This window comes from uncultured Serinicoccus sp., assembly GCF_947487915.1.
Lineage (GTDB): Bacteria > Actinomycetota > Actinomycetes > Actinomycetales > Dermatophilaceae > Ornithinicoccus.
Genome location: NZ_CANKYH010000003.1, coordinates 148,801 through 166,426, shown reverse-complemented (window position 1 = coordinate 166,426; position 17,626 = coordinate 148,801). Strand labels below are relative to the sequence as shown.

Sequence of the window (17,626 nt, the reverse complement as noted above, 5' to 3'; positions counted from 1 at the left end):
GGCGCTCAGGCGTGGGCGCCGGCGCTGGTGGACCGCGTGTCGGGCCCGGGGCCCGTCTGCTCGGCGGGATCGCCGAGCAGCGGTCGCAGGTGGTCCTCGGCGAGGTCGTCGAGGGTGAACAGGCCGGGGTGCGGCCGGGTCGTGAGCCACCCGGCGGCGGTCAGCGCGCCGGCGGCGAAGAGGTCGCGGTCGTGCGCGGTGTGCCGCAGGGTGACGGTCTCCAGGGCGGTGGCGACGGTGACCTCGTGGTCGCCGACGATCTCGCCGAGGCGCAGGCTGATGGTCTGGACGTCCTCGAGGCGGTTCCCAGCGCCGCGGGCGAGGGCCTCGCGCAGCGCGAGGGCGGTGCCGCTGGGTGCGTCGACCTTGTGCCGGTGGTGGGTCTCGGCGACCGCGAGGTCGACGGGCGTCCCCGCGCTGTCGGTGGCGGCGGCATACGCGCCGAGGACCGCGGTCAGTCGCCGGACGAGGGCGACGCCCAGGGAGAAGTTCGGGGCGACCAGCACCCGGACGGGCAGGTCACCGTCCACCAGGGACGGGTCCCACCCGGTCGCGCCGATGACGAGGTCGGTGCCGGTGCTGCACGCCCACGCGAGGTGGTCCGCGACGGCATCCCTGCTGCTGACGTCGACGGCGACGTCGACCGGCGCCAGATCGTCGTCCCTCCGGTGCTCGCGCCCGACCGCCCAGCGCACCTCGAGGTCGTCCCGGGCGTCGGCGAGCCGCCGGATCGCCGCGCCGAGGCGTCCGGTCCCGAAGAGTCCGAGGGAGGTGGGCACCGGACGAGTATGTCGTCGCCCGGCGACCCGCTGCAACGCGTGTTTATGCAGGTCAGGGCAGGTGTCCTGCCGATCGGCTGACCCACCGGACGATGTCCTGCCTCGCCGTCCGCGACCGTCCGGGTCCTCCCGCCGGACCGGCGCAAGTTGGTACGCGCCCTAGCCACCGAGCGCCGCGAATGGTGGTCTCCGCCCACCATTCGCGGCGCTCGGTGCGGTGGGCGGGCGCAGCGGCGGTCAGGGCTGGACGAGGCCGGTGCGGTAGGCGAGGGCGACGAGCTGGGCGCGCTCGGAGCTGCCCGTCTTCATGAGCAGCCTTGAGATGTGCGTCTTGACGGTCGCCTCGGAGACGAAGAGCTGCTCGGCCAGGTCGCTGTTGGAGGGGGCGTCGCCCATGAGCGTGAGCACCTCGAGCTCGCGGGGGGAGAGCATCTCCAGGCTCGGGAGGCCGCTGGGGTCCCGAGGCGCCGTCTCCCGCAGCGTCTCGATGACCTTGCCGGCCACCCCGGGGTCGATCCACGAGCCGCCGGCGGCGACCCGACGGACCGCGTCCCCGATCCGGGTGGGGACGGCGTCCTTGAGCATGTAGCCCGACGCCCCGGCCCGGAGCGCGCCGTAGAGCGCGTCGTCGTGGTCGAAGGTGGTCAGCACCAGCACGGTCGTGACACCGTCGGCGTCACCACCCGTGCGCTCCCCCTCGGCGGTGATCTGCCGGGTGGCCTCGATGCCGTCCATCCGCGGCATACGGATGTCCATGACGACGACGTCGGGTCGCTCACGCCGCACGGCCTCGACCGCCTCGACACCGTCGGCGACGAGCGCGACCACCTCCAGGTCGCTCTCCGCGCCCAGCAGCATCGACAGGCCGTCGCGGACCTGCTCCTGGTCGTCGGCGACGACGATCCGGATGGTCACCGCTGCCTCACCTCCCGGGTCGTCGCCCCCCGCGGGGCCTCGGCCGACCCGGTCGGCAGGACAGCGGTCCCGACGAACTCCTCGCCCGCCCAGCCCGCCTCGAAGCGGCCTCCGACCAGGCCGACCCGCTCGCGCAGACCGTGCAGCCCGGTGCCGCCGCTGGGGATGTCGGTGCGGGCTGCGTCGCGGCTGCCGCGGCAGCGCACCTGGATCTGCAGCTCGGCCCCGTGCCAGGCGACGTAGATGTCGACGAGCGCGCCGTGACCGGCGTGCTTCAGCGCGTTGGTCAGGGACTCCTGGACGACGCGGTATGCCGCCGCGCCCACGGACTGGTCGACGTCACGCTGCTCCCCGGACCGATGGACCTCGACGATGAGGCCGCTGCTGCGGCTCAGGTCGACGAGGCCGTCGAGGTCCCCCAGGCCGGGCTGCACGCTCGACTCCTGGTCGAGGCTGAGGCCGCTCGCACCGCCTTCGGCCGCCGTGTCCCCGCGCAGCACACCGAGCAGACGGTGCAGCTCGCGCATGCTCCGCGCACCGGTCGACTCGATCGTGCCCAGGGACCGCAGGACCGTCTCGAGGCGCTGGTCCCCGGGGTGGTCCCGGTCGACCGAGGCGGCCATCGCCCGCGCCCCCGCGGCCTGCATCATCATCGCGCTGACCGAGTGCGCCACGATGTCGTGCAGCTCGCGGCCGATCCGCTGACGCTCGGCCTGGGCCGCACGCTCCCCGCGCACGTCCAGCTCGTCGTGCAGCGCCGTGGTCCGGTAGTGCGTGTAGCGCTCGACGGTGGCGGCCCCCCAGGCTGCGCACACCAGGGCTGCGAAGAAGGTGGTGGTGGACAGAAGGTTGCCGACGTCTGGGTTATCGAAGGACTTCGCGACGTTGCGGACGATCAGCGGCACCTGGACCAGCCCGAGGGCCAACGAGCCCCACCACCTCACGGGCCCCCCGCGCCGGGCGGCGGCGTGGATGGCGACGAGCAGACAGAAGATGGGCTGGGCATACTCCAGGACGAGGGTGAGGCCGATGCTGATCCCGGCCACCCCGAGCAGCGCCACCACCGGGTAGCGGTAGCGCACCACGAGCAACCCGCCCATGGCCAGGACCAGGGCGGTGCCGATCCACGCCGGCGCCATGCCGCCGCCGACGAGGTAGAGGTCGTCGATGAGGACGCCGGTCGTCCCGAGGTCGAAGACGGTGGCCATGACGATGGCCAGCACGCCGAGGCCGCGGATCAGCAGCCGCCACCCGCGCCCGTGCGGGATGTCGGGGGAGGTCGGTCTCGTACTGGTCACGGTCCTCGCCCCTCCTCCCTGTCCCGTCGGGCCCCGGAAACCCAACCTAGTCGCACATCCGGGGGAACTTCTCGCAGAACCACTCCGGCAGGCCGGACGCCGTCGACCCCGCGGGTGCCGCCGCGGCCGACAGCTCGGCTCGCGGCCGGGGGTTGCCCACCGCGACCGCGCGGGCGAGCCGGAGGGCGATCTCGCGCTCACCGTCCAGCGCGGGCACGATCTCCAGCACCTCGATGTGGGTGTGCCCGTCCCTGCCGCCCCCTGCTGCGGCAGGGACGGGCACGACATGCAGGGGGAGGGACGGGATGGGCTCCCTGTGACCCAGCCGCATCACGGCGCAGTCGGGGGTGACCAGCTCGGCCTGACCAACGGTCCGGCCAGAGAGTCCCTCTGCATCACCCGTCACGACGCGCACGTGTCCTCTGAACTGCACGGCCGCCAGTCTGGTCGGGGCGAGGGGTGCGGCGCGTCATCCTGCAGACGGATATCCGCCTCGGCCCTCGCCCCTCCCGCTCAGGGCAGCCGTCGGTGCGGGAGGTATGACGTGTGGCAGGCTTTCCCCCACGTCCGGGTCAGGTCCCGGCAGGTGACGAAGGAGTGCCATGGAGCGCGAGCAGGTCGATCTCGACACCCAGGGCGTCGGGCGGGGCACGATCATCCGCTACGGCCACTACGGCCGCCCGGTGCTGGTCTTCCCCTCGGAGGCCGGTCGCGCCTGGGACTTCGAGAACAACGGCATGATCGAGGCGGTCGCGGACCTGCTGGAGGACGGGCGCATCAAGCTCTACTGCGTCGACTCCTTCGACCACCTCACCTGGAGCGACAACAGCCTGCCGACCGAGGAGCGGGCCCGCCGGCACGGGGCCTACGAGCACTGGGTCCTGGACACGGTGGTGCCGCTCATCGACGAGGACTCTCCGGGTCACCGGAGCATCGTCACCGTCGGCGCCAGCATGGGCGGGTTCCACGCGGTCAACTTCGCGCTCAAGCGGCCCGACGTCTTCGGGGTCGGCATGAGCCTGTCCGGCAACTTCGACCCCAGCTCCTGGCACGGGTGGGGCGAGCTGGGGGAGGCGACCTACTTCAGCAACCCCACGGCCTACGTCGCCGGCATGGAGGGGGAGCACCTGCAGTGGGTGCGCGAGCACGCCAACATCCTCATCGTCGTGGGACAGGGTGCCTTCGAGGTCCACCCGACCCAGTCGCTGCCGGGTGCGCACCGGATGGCCGGGATCCTCGCGGACAAGGGCATCCCGCACGAGCTCGACCTGTGGGGTCACGACAGCGCCCACGACTGGCCCTGGTGGCGCAAGCAGCTCGCCCACCACCTGCCGCGCTTCTGCTGAGGTCGGACCGGTCGAGAGCGCCCGTCAGCCGACCGGCGGCCCGAGGCGCAGCAGCACCGCGAACACGACGGCGACCGCCACGAGGGCGACGGCCGCCCACACCAGCGGGCGCCGCAGGACGCCGTGCAGGGCCCGCTCCGGGAGCGTGCGGGCCAGACCGGCCTCCCGCAGCCGCCACTCTCCCGGCGCCAGCCCCCGACGGCGCACGGACTGCTCGAACGGGATGGTGACGAACGGCGGCACCGCGCTGAAGAGCCCCAGGACGAGCGTCCTGGCACCCCAGCGCTGGTCGACGGCCACCACCACGACCACCAGGCAATAGGCGAGGAAGACGAAGCCGTGGATCGGGCCGGCGATGCTCACCCCGAGGTCGGTGGTCCGCGTGAGGTACTTCAAGGCCATCCCGATGAGCAGGAGCGACCAGGTCACCGCCTCGGCGTCGGCGAGTACGCGGAGCAGCCGGCCGGGTCCAGGAGGGGTCACCCCCTCATTCTCGGACATCGCACGGAGCGGCGGCGAAGGGCCTGCCCGGGCACGGGACGGCATGCGGGCTCGTTCAGGCTCCCTGGGTCGGCACGTAGAAGGCGGTGGTCGCGGCGACGTTGGCCTCGACCACCGCAGGGTCCGTGCCCGCCGCGCGCTGGGCCTCACCCCAGGCCCTCGCGGACGCGACGTTGAACTCCCGGACGGCCGGGTCCTGGTCCAGGTCCTCGACGGCAGGCAGCTCGCCACCGGTGAGGTGGAGCGCCAGCCCGAGCAGCGCACCGTCCCAGCCGACGCCCACCGCGCCCGGCCCGAACTGGTCCCACATCTCCGGCGGGGTCTGCGCGCGATGGGTCAGGGTGAGCACGGTGCCAGCGGGTCCGTCGGCGGCCTCCTCGAGCCGGACCTCGACGAGCGAGGCGTCCTCGGGCCCGGTGGGGCCCATCTCCCAGGTCACCAGCAACCGGTGGTGCGGCTCGCAGGCGCGGACGACCCCGCCGGCGTTGCCGGTGAAGGCGAACCGCCCCCCGGGCGTCAGGTCGCCCTCCACCGGGAGGAACCACCGCTGCAACCGGTCGGGGTCGGTGAGAGCGTCCCAGAGCTCCTCCGGGGTGCTGGCGTAGCGCCGGGAGAGGGTCACCACCTGGGCCGGTCCGGTGGGCACGCTGCCCTCGCCCACCGACCGGTCCACCAGCGCCAGTTCCTGCAGCAGGTCCTTCATGCCATCCTCCGTGTCGTGTCCTCGGCGGTGTCCGCCTCATGGTTGTCGTCGTCGGTGCGGCGCGCGCGGCGCCCGCGGGCCAGCTCGGTCTCCAGCGCGTCGAGCCGTTGCGACCAGAAGCCGCGCAGCTCGGCCAACCAGCGCTCCGCCTCCGCCAGGGGGCCGGGCTCCAACGTGTAGATGCGGCGTCGTCCGACGGCGCGTGCGCTGACCAGGCCGCCCTCGCGCAGCACCCTCAGGTGCTGGGAGACGGCCGGTTGACTGACCGTGAACTCCTCCTGCGCCAGGGCGACCAGTCCGCCGGCGGAGATCTCGCCGCCGAGGGCCAGGTGCTCCAGCAGCCTTCGCCGCACCGGGTCGCCCAGGACGTCGAGTGCTGTCATGGAGTGATGGTGGCACTTGCTCCTTTATAAGTCAATGCTTATACAGCGCACCCGACTCGGCCGAGTCGTGCGCTGACGCGGGAGCGTCGAGGCGCTAACGTTCCGGTCATGGCCAACGACGTGCGCACCCACCTGATCGGTCTGCTGCTCGGCGCGGAGGAGGACTGGCCGCGCGCCTTCGAGTCGATCATGTCGCTGGTGGGCCCGGTGCAGGCCGACGGCGCGACGCACTCGATCAGCAGCGAGCGGGTGCGGATCCACCCCTTCGACCTCACCGACCCGGTGCGCCACAGCCTGGTCATCGACCGCCTGGCGTACTGGTACTACCACCCCCGTGAGTGGCTGAAGAAGGCGTCGCTGATGAACGACACCTACCTGCTCAACAGCCCGTTCACCTTCCAGTCGATGGAGAAGCACAGCGCCTATGTCGCGATGCTGCGGCTCGGGATGAAGATCCCCAAGACCGTGCTGGTGCCCTACAAGAACCCGGTCGACAACGTCCGCTGGGCCTACACGGCGTCGAAGTACAACGACCCGTTCGACCTGGAGACGATCGCGGCCGACATCGGCTACCCGCTGTTCATGAAGCCCTTCGACGGGGGCGGCTGGCGCGGCGTGTCCAAGGTCAAGGACGTCGAGGGCCTGCACCGGGCGTACGACGAGTCCGGCAACATGCTCATGCACCTGCAGGCGACGGTCGACTACGACAAGTTCGCCCGGGCCCTGACGATCGGTCCGGAGACCATGGTCATGGACTTCCGGCCCGACGAGCCGATGCACAACCGGTATGCCGTCACCCACGACTTCCTCTCCCCGCAGGCCGGCTGGGAGGCCGAGACGGTGAGCAAGGTCGTCAACGCCTTCTTCGGGTGGGAGTTCAACTCCGCCGAGATGCTCGTCGCCGGTGACGAGGTCTACCCCATCGACTACGCCAACGCCTGCCCTGATGTCGCGATCAACTCGCTGCACTACTACTTCCCGTGGGCGATCACCGCCCTCGTCCGGTGGTCGGCGTACTGCCTCGTCACCGGCCGCAAGTCGGCCATCGGCGTGCGCCACCCGCGTGACTACTTCGCCATCGGCGACGACCCGGACCGCACCTATACCGAGAAGATGCAGGCCTACCGCGAGCTCGCGGACGCCGAGTTCGAGACCGACCGCTACTGGGAGTGGTGCGAGCAGCACCTGTCGCACCTGCCCGAGCGGGTCATGGACTGGGTCGCCTCCGAGGACTTCGACCGCCTGCTGGTGGACACGGTGCGCGGTCACTACCCGGCCCACGAGCACGAGAAGTTCATCGCGCACTTCCGGGGTCTGACCGGCATGTGGGTGACCGACCAGCGCGCGAGATGAACCCCTCCGCTTCTACACGACCTCGGCCGTGCCGATCAACCGGTACCCCTGTCCCCGGACGGACTCGATGACGCGCTGAGAACCCGCCGAGGAGAACTTGATGCGTAGGCGACTGATGTGCGACTCCAGGGCCCGAGCACTTAGGGTGGGCTTGCCCAGAGCCGTGGCGAGCTCGTGACGTGGAACTACCTTTCCGGATCGGCGCGCCAGGAGCGAGAGGAGGTCCAGTTCGGACTTCGTGACCGACACCGGGACGCCATAGGCCAGGACAAGCCGTCCCTCCAGGTCGAGGAACACAGCAGGTGGCTGCTCCTCCTGCAGGTCGGGTCGTGGCGGATCCGCGTAGTTGCGAACGAACGCTTCCAACCGGCCTCTCAGCCGAGTCTCGGATACGGGAAGACCTAGGACCTCCTTGGCGCCTCGACCCAGGAGCAGCGCTTCGTGCTGCTCGGTCAGGTCCTGGGCCAGGATGAGCACCGGAACCTGCCGCTGGTTCAGCCATCTCTGCGCCTCCACGAGGTCGGTCGAGAACGTCCCTCCCAAGATGAGGGCAATCCTCGGCAGTTCGACGGCCATCCTGTCCGGCAGGAGGTCAGGGCGGACAGCCTCGACCGCACAACCGAGGGCACGGCTGATCACGATGGCTGGTTCGAAGGGGTCGATCCGCTGGCGTGTCGGGATGACCCACATGGTGATGTCTGGCATAGCCGCTCTCCTGTGTTCCGCTCCATCACACCAGATCCGCGAGCCTTCTGACGAACTCTTGACCTTTGGTAGCGCCACTTTGGGCGGAGAGAGTGGGCACACCCAGGCCAAGGTCACGGTTGGATAACGATTCCTCGCATCCAGGGTAAAGCAGCGTACCCTTCGTCTGTCAGGCCTTCACAGGGGCCGCCTCCGGGCGTCGTGCCGCACCATCAGATTGAAGTGGGATCCCATGCACTCCATTGCACAACGTGTTACCGCCCTGCTCGCTTCCACCGTCCTGGGGCTCACGCTAGGGGGAACTCAGGGCGCCGCTGCAGTCCCCGAGCCGTCAGCCGTGGGGATCGCCATTCCCACGGTGGTCCCGGACGTCATACCTCATGACGCGATCGTGTCCGAGTCGTCGACGAACTGGACCCCGCAGATCCGGGACGGGCGCGTCTTCGACATCGCACAGACAGGCCAGAGCGTGGTGGCCGGCGGGCGGTTCGCAGAGATAGCCGGCAGCAACGGATCACCCGTTCTCAGCCGAAGCAGCATCGTCTCGTTCAACGCGACGAGCGGTGCGATCAACACCGGCTTCGACCCCAGCATCGTCGGCGATGTCCGGGCGGTGGAGCCTGGACCCACACCTGGCACCGTCTACGTCGGAGGCACGTTCCAGGGCATCGACGGCGTGACGGGCAAGCTGTTCCTGCTCGACGCCCAGACCGGGGCGCGAGTGAGTTCATTCACCCCGGTGCGCACCAATGGGGCAGTTCAGGACGTCGTGCTGCGCGACGGTCGGCTCTTCGTTGGCGGCTCTTTCACCAGCGTCAACAACCAGCCTCGCGGCGGACTGGTGACGATGAACCCCACCACCGGAGCGGTCGACGGTTTCATGACAGCAACCGTGGCGGGGAACCACAACTGGTTTCCGGGGTCCAGTGGCGCCAAGGCACCGGTCGGTCCCAAGTCGCTCACCATCGATCCCGAAGGTCAGCACCTGGCGGTCATGGGGAACTTCACGACGGTCGACGGGTCGCCACGCGACCAGCTGGCGCTCATGGACATCTCCGGGGAGACCGCGGCGTTGCGCACTGACTGGCGGGCCCGGGGGTACGAGGCCAGATGCGCCTCTGGCGCCTTCGACTCCTACGTCCGCGACGTCCACTTCTCGCCGGACAGTGAGTACTTCTCGGTGGCCACGACCGGCGGGCCGTTCCCTGGCACGTTGTGCGACACACTCACCCGTTTCGATCCTGAGGCGACGGGAGACGACATCCGACCGGAGTGGATCGATGAGACGGGTGGAGACACCCTCCTCAGCGTCGCCTCGAGCGGCGCTGCCGTTTACACGGGAGGGCACCAGCGGTGGATGAACAACCTCAACGGGAGGGACAACCCGAACCCCGGAGCCGTTCCGCGGCCCGGGATCGGTGCCGTGGACCCTGGCAATGGCGTCCTCATCGACTGGAATCCCGGTCGCAACCCGCGTGGGGCAGGAGCTGAGGCACTCCTGGCCACCGACCAAGGACTTTGGGTCGGGCACGACACCAACTGGATCGGTGACCGCGACGATTGGCGTCCCGGTATCGCCTTCTTCCCGCTCAGTGGAGGGTATGAGCTCGGTGCCGGCGAGAGCGGATCGCTCCCTTCCAATGTTTACCGGGCGGAAACGGGTGCCGGGGACGGCGCCGACGCGCTGTTCCGCGTGAACGCGGGCGGTCCGGCGATCCCGGCCTTCGACGGTGGTCCGTCGTGGCGCGCCGACACCGACTCCGCGAGCGACGTGCGCAACAGCGGCAGCAACGCCGCCGCCTACGGGGCCGTCCCGACCGTCACGCCGAACGTCCCGGCGTCTGCGCCCAGGGCGCTCTACGAGTCCGAACGGTGGGACCCGAATGGTGACCCCGAGATGACCTGGGCCATCCCGATCCCGGCCGGTGAGGACATCAGCGTTCGCCTATACCTCGCCAACCGGTGCACCTGCACCAACGACCCTGGCGAGCGGCGCTTCGACGTTCAGCTCGAAGGCACCACCGTGCTCGACGACTACGACATCAGCGCGGACGTCGGCCACGACGTCGGTACGATGAAGTCGTTCGACATCACCTCGGACGGGACCGTCGACATCGCCTTCGGACATGTGACTGAAAACCCGCTGATCAACGGGATCGAGATCGTGCGGCGTGGTGGCGGTGCCGAGCCGCCTGCTGACGACACCGGGCTCAGCTACCTCTACTTCGAGGGCGACGAGTCGCCTTTCCCGGCGCAGCCGGCACCGGCGGGTGACATCGACTGGCAGCAGGTCCGCGGGGCCACCATGATCGACGGCGACCTGTTCTACGGCATGGCCGACGGCAGCTTCGTGCGGCGGACCTTCGACGGGACCGATTACGGCGATCCGGTCCTGATCGACCCGTACAACGACCCGGACTGGGTGGACGTCGACACCGGCTCCGGCCAGACGTTCCGCGGCAACCGGCCTAATTTCTACGCGCAGATCCCGAGCCTGACCGGCATGACCTACGACGACGGCCGGCTCTACTACACCCGAGCGGGTTCGAACCAGCTGTACTACCGTTCGTTCAGCCCAGACAGCGGGGTGATCTACCCGGCAGAGCGCACGGTCTCCGGCTTCTCCGCCCCGTCACCGTCCGGGATCTTCGTTGACCAGGAGAGTGGGTCTCTCTACTTCGCCACGGCCGAGACCGGCAACCTCTCGCGGATCGACCTGGACGGCACGTCCGTCTCCGGCACATCCGAGGTCGTCAGCGGCCCCGAGGTGGACGGGGTGAACTGGGCGTTCCGCGCCGTGTTCCCGGGTCCGGGAGACCCGCCCCCCGCACCCAACGTCGACCCGGTCGCTTCGTTCGACTCGACCTCGACGAGCCTGACCGCGTCCTTCGACGCCTCCGGCTCCAGCGACTCCGACGGGGAGATCGTGTCTTACGGATGGGACTTCGGTGACGGTGGGACGGCCGAGGGTGTCGAGGCCGAGCACACCTACGACGAGGCAGGCACCTACCAGGTCTCGCTGACGGTCACTGACGACGAGGGTGCGACTGACATCACCACCCAGGAGGTGACGGTCGTCTTCGAGAACGAGAGTCCGATGGCGGACTTCATCTTCGATTCGACCGGTCTCGACGCGAGTTTCGACGCCACCGGCTCCAGCGACCCCGACGGAGTGATCGTCGCCTATCAGTGGGACTTCGGCGACGGCGAGTCGGGCACAGGCGACACGGTGGAGCACACCTACGCCGAGGCCGGCACGTACACCGTGTCCCTCACGGTCACCGATGACAACGACGCGACCAACCTGGTCGCTCAGGACGTCACGGTCTCGCTCGCCAACGTCGAGCCGAACGCGGCGCTGAGCGTCGAGGCGACGGGCCTGATGATCGCCGTCGATGGCTCGGGGTCGACGGACTCCGACGGCGAGATCGTCTCCCACGATTGGGACTTCGGTGACGGTGGGACGGGAACGGGTGTGACGACCGAACACACCTACGCCGAGGACGGCACCTACACCGTGACGCTGACCGTGACGGACGACGACGGTGCGACCGGCACGGCCACCGAAGAGGTCACGGTCGAGGCGGCCAACGCCTCCCCGTCGGCGTCGCTCACGGCCGACTCCGCCGGGCTTGATCTCGCTGTGGATGCGTCGGGGTCGTCTGATCCGGATGGTGAGGTCGTGTCCTATGAGTGGGACTTCGGTGATGGTGGGTCTGCGACCGGTGTGACCGCGGAGCACTCGTACGCGGAGTCCGGGACGTACACGGTGACTTTGACGGTGACCGATGACGAGGGCGCGCAGGGCACGGCCACCCAGGAGGTGACGGTGTCGGATGCCCCGGTGAGCGCGCCGGCGTTCGTGACCAGTGCCGCTGTGCAGACGCATGGGAACACCTCGTCCATGCGGGTGCCTGCGGGCGTGGAGGAGGGTGACCTGCTTCTCCTGCACGTGGTGATGAGCAAGGACCGCGACCCTGCTCCGCCGACCGGTATCGGGGAGTGGGAGGTCCTGACCCGGCTGGACAACGGTCCGCAGAACGTCGTGGTCTACTCCAGGGTGGCTACGGGTGCGGAGAGCGATGAGCTCTTCACCTTGGACGTGACGGACTGGACGAAGACGGACATGACCATGTCGGTGTACCGCGGTGTCGGGGCTGATCCGATCGAGGCGATGGCCGACGTCGCACTGGTGAATCAGACTCAGCACCCGAGTGCGGAGGTGGAGGTGGCTGGCCCGGGTCGTACGGTGGTGACCTACTGGTCGGACCGTTCGAGCTCGACGACGGCCTGGCAGGCCCCGTCGGGTGTTGAGGTCCGGTCGACGCAGGTGGGTGCCGGTGGTGGGCGCGTGTCGTCGCTGCTGGTCGACGACACCTCAGGTCCGGGCACCTATCCGAGCCTGGTGGCCACGAGCACGCCTCAGTCCCCGCGCTCGATGGTCGTCACCCTCGTCCTCGCACCGGGTGACAGCCCGCCCCCGGCGAACGTGGCACCCAGTGCCGCGTTCACCCTCCCGCCGTGCGATCAGCTGATGTGCGCTGTGGATGCGTCGGGGTCGTCTGATCCGGATGGTGAGGTCGTGTCCTATGAGTGGGACTTCGGTGATGGTGGGTCTGCGACCGGTGTGACCGCGGAGCACTCGTACGCGGAGTCCGGGACGTACACGGTGACTTTGACGGTGACCGATGACGAGGGCGCGCAGGGCACGGCCACCCAGGAGGTGACGGTGTCGGATGCCCCGGTGAGCGCGCCGGCGTTCGTGACCAGTGCCGCTGTGCAGACGCATGGGAACACCTCGTCCATGCGGGTGCCTGCGGGCGTGGAGGAGGGTGACCTGCTTCTCCTGCACGTGGTGATGAGCAAGGACCGCGACCCTGCTCCGCCGACCGGTATCGGGGAGTGGGAGGTCCTGACCCGGCTGGACAACGGTCCGCAGAACGTCGTGGTCTACTCCAGGGTGGCTACGGGTGCGGAGAGCGATGAGCTCATCACCTTGGACGTGACGGACTGGACGAAGACGGACATGACCATGTCGGTGTACCGCGGTGTCGGGGCTGATCCGATCGAGGCGATGGCCGACGTCGCACTGGTGAATCAGACTCAGCACCCGAGTGCGGAGGTGGAGGTGGCTGGCCCGGGTCGTACGGTGGTGACCTACTGGTCGGACCGTTCGAGCTCGACGACGGCCTGGCAGGCCCCGTCGGGTGTTGAGGTCCGGTCGACGCAGGTGGGTGCCGGTGGTGGGCGCGTGTCGTCGCTGCTGGTCGACGACACCTCAGGTCCGGGCACCTATCCGAGCCTGGTGGCCACGAGCACGCCTCAGTCCCCGCGCTCGATGGTCGTCACCCTCGTCCTCGCACCGGACGAGGCATGACGGACAATCAGGTGATGAGCCCCCACACCGTGCCACGAGGTCTCCGGCGAGTCGTCGTCGCCTCCCTGCTGACCGCGTCGCTGGCCCTCGCCGGCTGCACCGGGACCGAGACAGGCGAGAATCCGGCTGCATCGACGGCCTCGCCCACAGCCGCGGGCTCCGAGGTGGCGGGCGAATCGACCGGCACCGACACTGCCGAGCCCAGCGCGAACGCCGATGCGGGTGCGAGCCCCACGTCCGCCGGGGACGGAGACGTTGGCGGTTCCGGCGCTGATGGCGCTCGTGAGGGTGAGAGCTCGGCGCCGGTCACGGTCACGACCGCCGCAGAGCCGACTGCGGTCGGGGAGTTCGAGTACGAGGACGTCCCGGAGCCGGCGCCCCAGGAGTTGCAGACGCTGTGCGATCTGACCCAGGAGTACTTCCAGGGGCGGCGTGAGGCCTCTCTCGTCGATGGTCAGATCGGCGAGGGAATGCAGCTCACCGTCGTTGCCCTCAGCGATCAGGTCGGCATCTGGACCGGGCTGCAGGATCAGTACCCGGGTGCCGCCGAGGACATCCGCCGCGCCGAAGTCATCCTGCAGCACTGGGACAACGCACTGGCTGCTTCGCAGCAGGGACTCGCGGACGAGGAGGCGGCCTACCTGAGCGAGGCAGACGTCCTGATCGAGCAGCTGCCGACGCAGGCGGCCGTGGAGGGCGTCGGGTGCGGCGAGTGAGCGGCTCTCGCCTGTCGGTGCGGCCCCCGCAGGCTCTTCAGTCATGGAGGCTCGTCGTCAGTTGGGTCTTCTACGGTGGGCTCTCCCTCTGCCTCCTGGCGATCGTCCTCGGGCTGCCCGCACAGGTTCTCCCGGAAGCGATAGCCAGTACGTTCGCCTACAACTCGGAGGGATACTTCTTCGCCCTCTTGCTGGGTGCCTGGATCCACTTCGCCCTGCCGCGACTGCCACGCGGCTCCCACAGACTGATGGTTGCGTCTGGGGTCGGGTTAGCCTTTGCCGTCCTCGGGTGGTGGATGCTGTCGACCGAGGGGCTGCGATCCTCCATCGCCACCCTGAACGAGCCAGCCCTGGCGCTGGCCGTGTTGGTGCCCTATGTCACCCTGTCCCGTCCGCTCGCCCGATGGGCTCCCGTCGGTGTCTCCGTCGTCGTTCTGATCACTGTCGCCCTCGGACTCTGGGCCGGGGATCCGCAGCCCGGGGTCCAGCTCGAGTCGGTCAACTGGGTCATCTCCATGGCCGAGATGATGGCCCTCGTCTTCTTGGCCCCGATCGTGCTCGATCTCACCTGTCCATGGATCCTCGACCGCTCGGAGCGTGGACGTTCAGGGGTGCTTCCCACCCTCCTGGGTCTGGCCCTGGTGCCCGTTATCGTTTCCGGACTGGGCCAGGAAGCACGCGCAGGAGACTCGGTGCTTCCGCTCATGCTGAACTACCTGGGTAGGTCACACGAGGCCTTCGTCGGGTTCTTGCTGCTCGTCGCGTACTTTGGGTTGCTGCAAAGGAGACGAGATGTCGACTGACATGGCGTCGTCCACTCAGGAGGGAAGTATTTCTGTGCCGACAGAGAGCCGACCGAACGTCCTCTACATCGCAGGGTCAGGACGATCGGGCAGCACCCTGCTCGAGCGACTTCTCGGTTCCATGCCGAACCTCGTCAACGTGGGTGAGGTGACCGACATCTTCCGCAGGGTCCATGCGGGTGACGAGCTCTGCGGTTGCGGGCGCGTCTTCTCGGCCTGTCCCTTCTGGACTGCGGTCGGCGACTACGGTTGGGGTGGCTGGTCCAACGCACCGTTGGTCGAGGTCTCCGTCCTGCAGCAGAGGGTGGCGCGGCAACGGCACATCCCGGCTCACCTCAAGGTGCTTCATCGGACAGACTTCGCGCGGGCACGGCGTGAGTACCAGGACGCCTACCGACGGCTCTACAACGCGATCCAGACCGTGTCGGGTGCAGACTTCGTGGTCGATGCCAGCAAGCAGCCTGCCCACCTGTTCGCCCTTCGGGGCTCGGGCATGGACATGCGGGTTCTGCACCTTGTGCGGGATGTGCGCGGGGTCAGCTGGTCGCAGGGGAAGCGCGACGTCGCACGCCCGCACTCCGTGAGGTCCAGGGAAACGATGTACCGCCAGGCACCACTCGAGGCGGCCGGCCGATGGCTGGCCTGTCAGACCGAGATCGACCTCTTCGGACGGTTGGGAGAACGAACCGCCACAGTGCGGTACGAGGACCTGATCCCCTCCCCTCGCCCCGTCATCAAGTCCGCTCTTCAAGAGTTGGGGGTCGAGGTCGAACACGGTGCCCTCGACCACGTCGGCGACGGTGTGGCCCACCTTCCCTCCAGCCATGGCCTGTCTGGAAACCCCTCCCGGTTCCAGCAGGGCGAGGTGCCGTTGCGCATGGACGAGGCGTGGCGGGCCTCGATGTCTCGACCTCAGCAGGTGGCCGTGGCCGCAGTGGCCTCGCCCTACCTGCTCCTGTCCAACCTTGGACGCCGTCGCGGCACGCCGGTCCACCTAGCGCCCAGCCAGTTGTCTGAGCCCTCTGCCAAGTCTGTCGGCCGGCTGCCGAACTTCTTGTACATCGGACCGGACAAGGCTGGTTCTACCTGGCTGCACGAGGTACTCGTCAAGCACCCGGACATTTTCCTCACGCCTGCGAAGGACTTGTACTTCTTCGACCGCTACTATCAGCGCGGCACGGAGTGGTACCGCCGCTTCTTCGCGGGTGCGGGCGGCGAACGGGTCGTGGGAGAGGTGTGCCAGGACTACCTCTTTGATCCGACGGCACCACAGCGAATTCAGGACGTGCTGGGCACGCCGAAGATGATGGTCACTCTGCGGGATCCCGCGGAACGGGCCTTCTCGTCATACCTCTACATGCGTAAGCACGGCCGCGCCCCGGCGACCTTCAGCGAGGCCCTGGACCGCATTCCCAAACTGATCGAACACGGACGTTACGGTGCCTTGCTGGACAACTACCGTGAGGTCTTTCCTGATGAGGCGTTTCATGTCGCCGTGTTCGACGACCTCAAGGCCGATCCGCAGCGGTTCCTCGACGCTGTCCTCGACTGGCTCGAGGTCGACCGGATGGCGTTGAGCGATGGTGACGAGGACAGCAAGCTGCCGGCCAGCCGGGCCCGCAACGTCCCTCTCGCCTGGAGCGCGCGCCTCGCGGCCAACGTCGTACGCAGTCTCAACGGTGCGGAGCTCGTGGGTCAGGTCAAGCGTTCGCGCCTGGTCCATCGTGCGCTGTACGTCCCGTTCGGAGCAGAGGCACCCCGCATGTCTCCTGAGGACACCGCACGAATTCACCGCGAGCTCGCCGACGACGTCACCACCCTCGATCGCAGGTACGGTTTCAATCTTCGTGAGAGATGGGGGTGGACCGCGTGACTGCGTTACGGCAACGGGTCCCTGCTCCGTTGCAGAGGTGGGGTCGCCAGGCTTATGTCGAGTCCGGCAGGCTGGTTCCGGGACTGACGCGCGCGCAGCCGCACTTCCTCCTCATTGGTGGTCAGCGTTGCGGGACGACGTCGCTCTTCCGAGCTCTGATGCAGCACCCTCGCATCGTCCGACCCACCTTTCACAAGGGGGTCAATTACTTCGACGTGAACTATCACCGCGGGCAGGGGTGGTACGCCGCCCATTTCCCGCCACAGCGTCGAGCGGCTGTCCGCACGGCTCCTGCCGAGCCGGTCGCGTTCGAGGCGAGCGGCTACTACATGTTTCATCCCTGGGCCGCTGAGCGAATCGCTGCCGACCTTCCCGACATCAAGCTCGTGGCCCTGTTGCGCGACCCAGTGGAGCGTGCCTACTCGGCGTGGAAGCACGAGCAGGCCCGCGGTTTCGAGAGCGCGAGCTTCGAGGACGCCTTGGAGTGGGAGGACGAGAGGGTCCGTCCGGAACTGGATCGGATGCGTCGGGAACCGGGCTACTACAGCGACATCCACCGTCACCAGGCATACCGTGGCCGTGGAGAGTATCTCGACCAGTTGACCAGGTACACCGCTCTGATGTCACGGGAGCAGCTGCACGTGATGTACAGCGAAGACTTCTTCGGCGATCCCGTCGGGGAGTTTGCGGGTCTGTGCGCCTTTCTCGGCATCGACCCCCCGCAGACGCTCGACGCACGGAGGTACAACGCCCGTCCGAGCGCCTCCATGCCGAGCGCGGCTCGCGCGCGGCTGCAGCAGCACTTCGCCAGTCGTCAAGGTGCGCTGGAAGCGTTCGTAGGTCGACCGGCTCCCTGGCCGGCAGGCGAGTAGGA

Annotated in this window: 15 protein-coding genes; 7 read left to right on the top strand and 8 right to left on the bottom strand. The window is 68.7% G+C overall.

Annotated elements, in window-relative coordinates:
- Positions 1-5: 5 nt before the first annotated feature.
- From Q0795_RS04380 to Q0795_RS04365, 4 genes are all read right to left on the bottom strand, one after another.
- The gene (locus Q0795_RS04380) at positions 6-779 is read right to left on the bottom strand and encodes a dihydrodipicolinate reductase C-terminal domain-containing protein (RefSeq protein WP_298887008.1); all 774 of its coding nucleotides are present in this window, start codon (positions 777-779) and stop codon (positions 6-8) included.
- Positions 780-1,016: 237 nt separating this feature from the next.
- Positions 1,017-1,694 carry a response regulator transcription factor gene (locus Q0795_RS04375; protein WP_298887005.1) on the bottom strand — a complete coding sequence of 226 codons (678 nt, stop codon included), beginning with the start codon at positions 1,692-1,694 and terminating at the stop codon, positions 1,017-1,019.
- Positions 1,691-2,992, bottom strand: a complete 1,302-nt coding sequence (locus Q0795_RS04370) for a histidine kinase (RefSeq protein WP_298887002.1) — start codon at positions 2,990-2,992, stop codon at positions 1,691-1,693. Before Q0795_RS04370 ends, Q0795_RS04375 begins: the two co-directional genes overlap by 4 nt.
- A 46-nt stretch (positions 2,993-3,038) precedes the next feature.
- Positions 3,039-3,275, bottom strand: coding sequence for a hypothetical protein (locus tag Q0795_RS04365; protein ID WP_298886999.1), 237 nt, complete (start codon positions 3,273-3,275; stop codon positions 3,039-3,041).
- Positions 3,276-3,594: 319 nt separating this feature from the next.
- Between Q0795_RS04365 and Q0795_RS04360 the strand changes: the two genes are divergently transcribed.
- Entirely contained in the window at positions 3,595-4,338 is a 744-nt protein-coding gene (locus Q0795_RS04360; protein WP_298886995.1) for an alpha/beta hydrolase-fold protein, read from the top strand.
- A 24-nt stretch (positions 4,339-4,362) separates the two neighbouring features.
- On the opposite strand, the gene Q0795_RS04355 is transcribed toward Q0795_RS04360, so the two are convergent.
- The 3 genes from Q0795_RS04355 to Q0795_RS04345 all read right to left on the bottom strand — a co-directional run bounded on the left by Q0795_RS04355 (position 4,363) and on the right by Q0795_RS04345 (position 5,925).
- A complete protein-coding gene (locus Q0795_RS04355) occupies positions 4,363-4,821 on the bottom strand; it encodes a DUF3817 domain-containing protein (protein WP_366942449.1) in 459 nt (152 codons plus the stop codon).
- Between the two features lie 73 nt (positions 4,822-4,894).
- A complete protein-coding gene (locus Q0795_RS04350; RefSeq protein ID WP_298886990.1) occupies positions 4,895-5,542 on the bottom strand; it encodes an SRPBCC domain-containing protein in 648 nt (215 codons plus the stop codon).
- Positions 5,539-5,925: a metalloregulator ArsR/SmtB family transcription factor gene (locus tag Q0795_RS04345; RefSeq protein ID WP_298886987.1), complete on the bottom strand. Its 387-nt coding sequence runs from the start codon at positions 5,923-5,925 to the stop codon at positions 5,539-5,541. Before Q0795_RS04345 ends, Q0795_RS04350 begins: the two co-directional genes overlap by 4 nt.
- Positions 5,926-6,033: 108 nt before the next feature.
- Here Q0795_RS04345 and Q0795_RS04340 point away from each other — a divergent pair, with 108 nt between their 5' ends.
- Entirely contained in the window at positions 6,034-7,278 is a 1,245-nt protein-coding gene (locus Q0795_RS04340; protein WP_298886984.1) for a hypothetical protein, read from the top strand.
- A gap of 12 nt (positions 7,279-7,290) precedes the next feature.
- Here the strand turns inward: Q0795_RS04340 and Q0795_RS04335 are convergent, their stop codons facing one another.
- The gene (locus tag Q0795_RS04335) at positions 7,291-7,983 is read right to left on the bottom strand and encodes a winged helix-turn-helix domain-containing protein (RefSeq protein WP_298886980.1); all 693 of its coding nucleotides are present in this window, start codon (positions 7,981-7,983) and stop codon (positions 7,291-7,293) included.
- 217 nt (positions 7,984-8,200) lie between these two features.
- Here Q0795_RS04335 and Q0795_RS04330 point away from each other — a divergent pair, with 217 nt between their 5' ends.
- Genes Q0795_RS04330 through Q0795_RS04310 form a run of 5 tightly spaced genes read left to right on the top strand, consistent with a single transcriptional unit; the run spans position 8,201 to position 17,624 of the window.
- Positions 8,201-13,360, top strand: a complete 5,160-nt coding sequence (locus tag Q0795_RS04330; protein WP_298886977.1) for a PKD domain-containing protein — start codon at positions 8,201-8,203, stop codon at positions 13,358-13,360.
- A gap of 14 nt (positions 13,361-13,374) precedes the next feature.
- Positions 13,375-14,076 (top strand): hypothetical protein, encoded by a 702-nt coding sequence (locus tag Q0795_RS04325; protein ID WP_298886975.1) that lies wholly within the window; start codon positions 13,375-13,377, stop codon positions 14,074-14,076.
- Positions 14,073-14,879 (top strand): hypothetical protein, encoded by an 807-nt coding sequence (locus tag Q0795_RS04320; RefSeq protein WP_298886971.1) that lies wholly within the window; start codon positions 14,073-14,075, stop codon positions 14,877-14,879. The genes Q0795_RS04325 and Q0795_RS04320 overlap by 4 nt, the downstream gene beginning before the upstream one ends.
- Entirely contained in the window at positions 14,869-16,752 is a 1,884-nt protein-coding gene (locus Q0795_RS04315; RefSeq protein ID WP_298886969.1) for a sulfotransferase, read from the top strand. The genes Q0795_RS04320 and Q0795_RS04315 overlap by 11 nt, the downstream gene beginning before the upstream one ends.
- Positions 16,734-17,624: a sulfotransferase gene (locus Q0795_RS04310; protein ID WP_298886967.1), complete on the top strand. Its 891-nt coding sequence runs from the start codon at positions 16,734-16,736 to the stop codon at positions 17,622-17,624. The genes Q0795_RS04315 and Q0795_RS04310 overlap by 19 nt, the downstream gene beginning before the upstream one ends.
- Positions 17,625-17,626 lie beyond the last annotated feature (2 nt).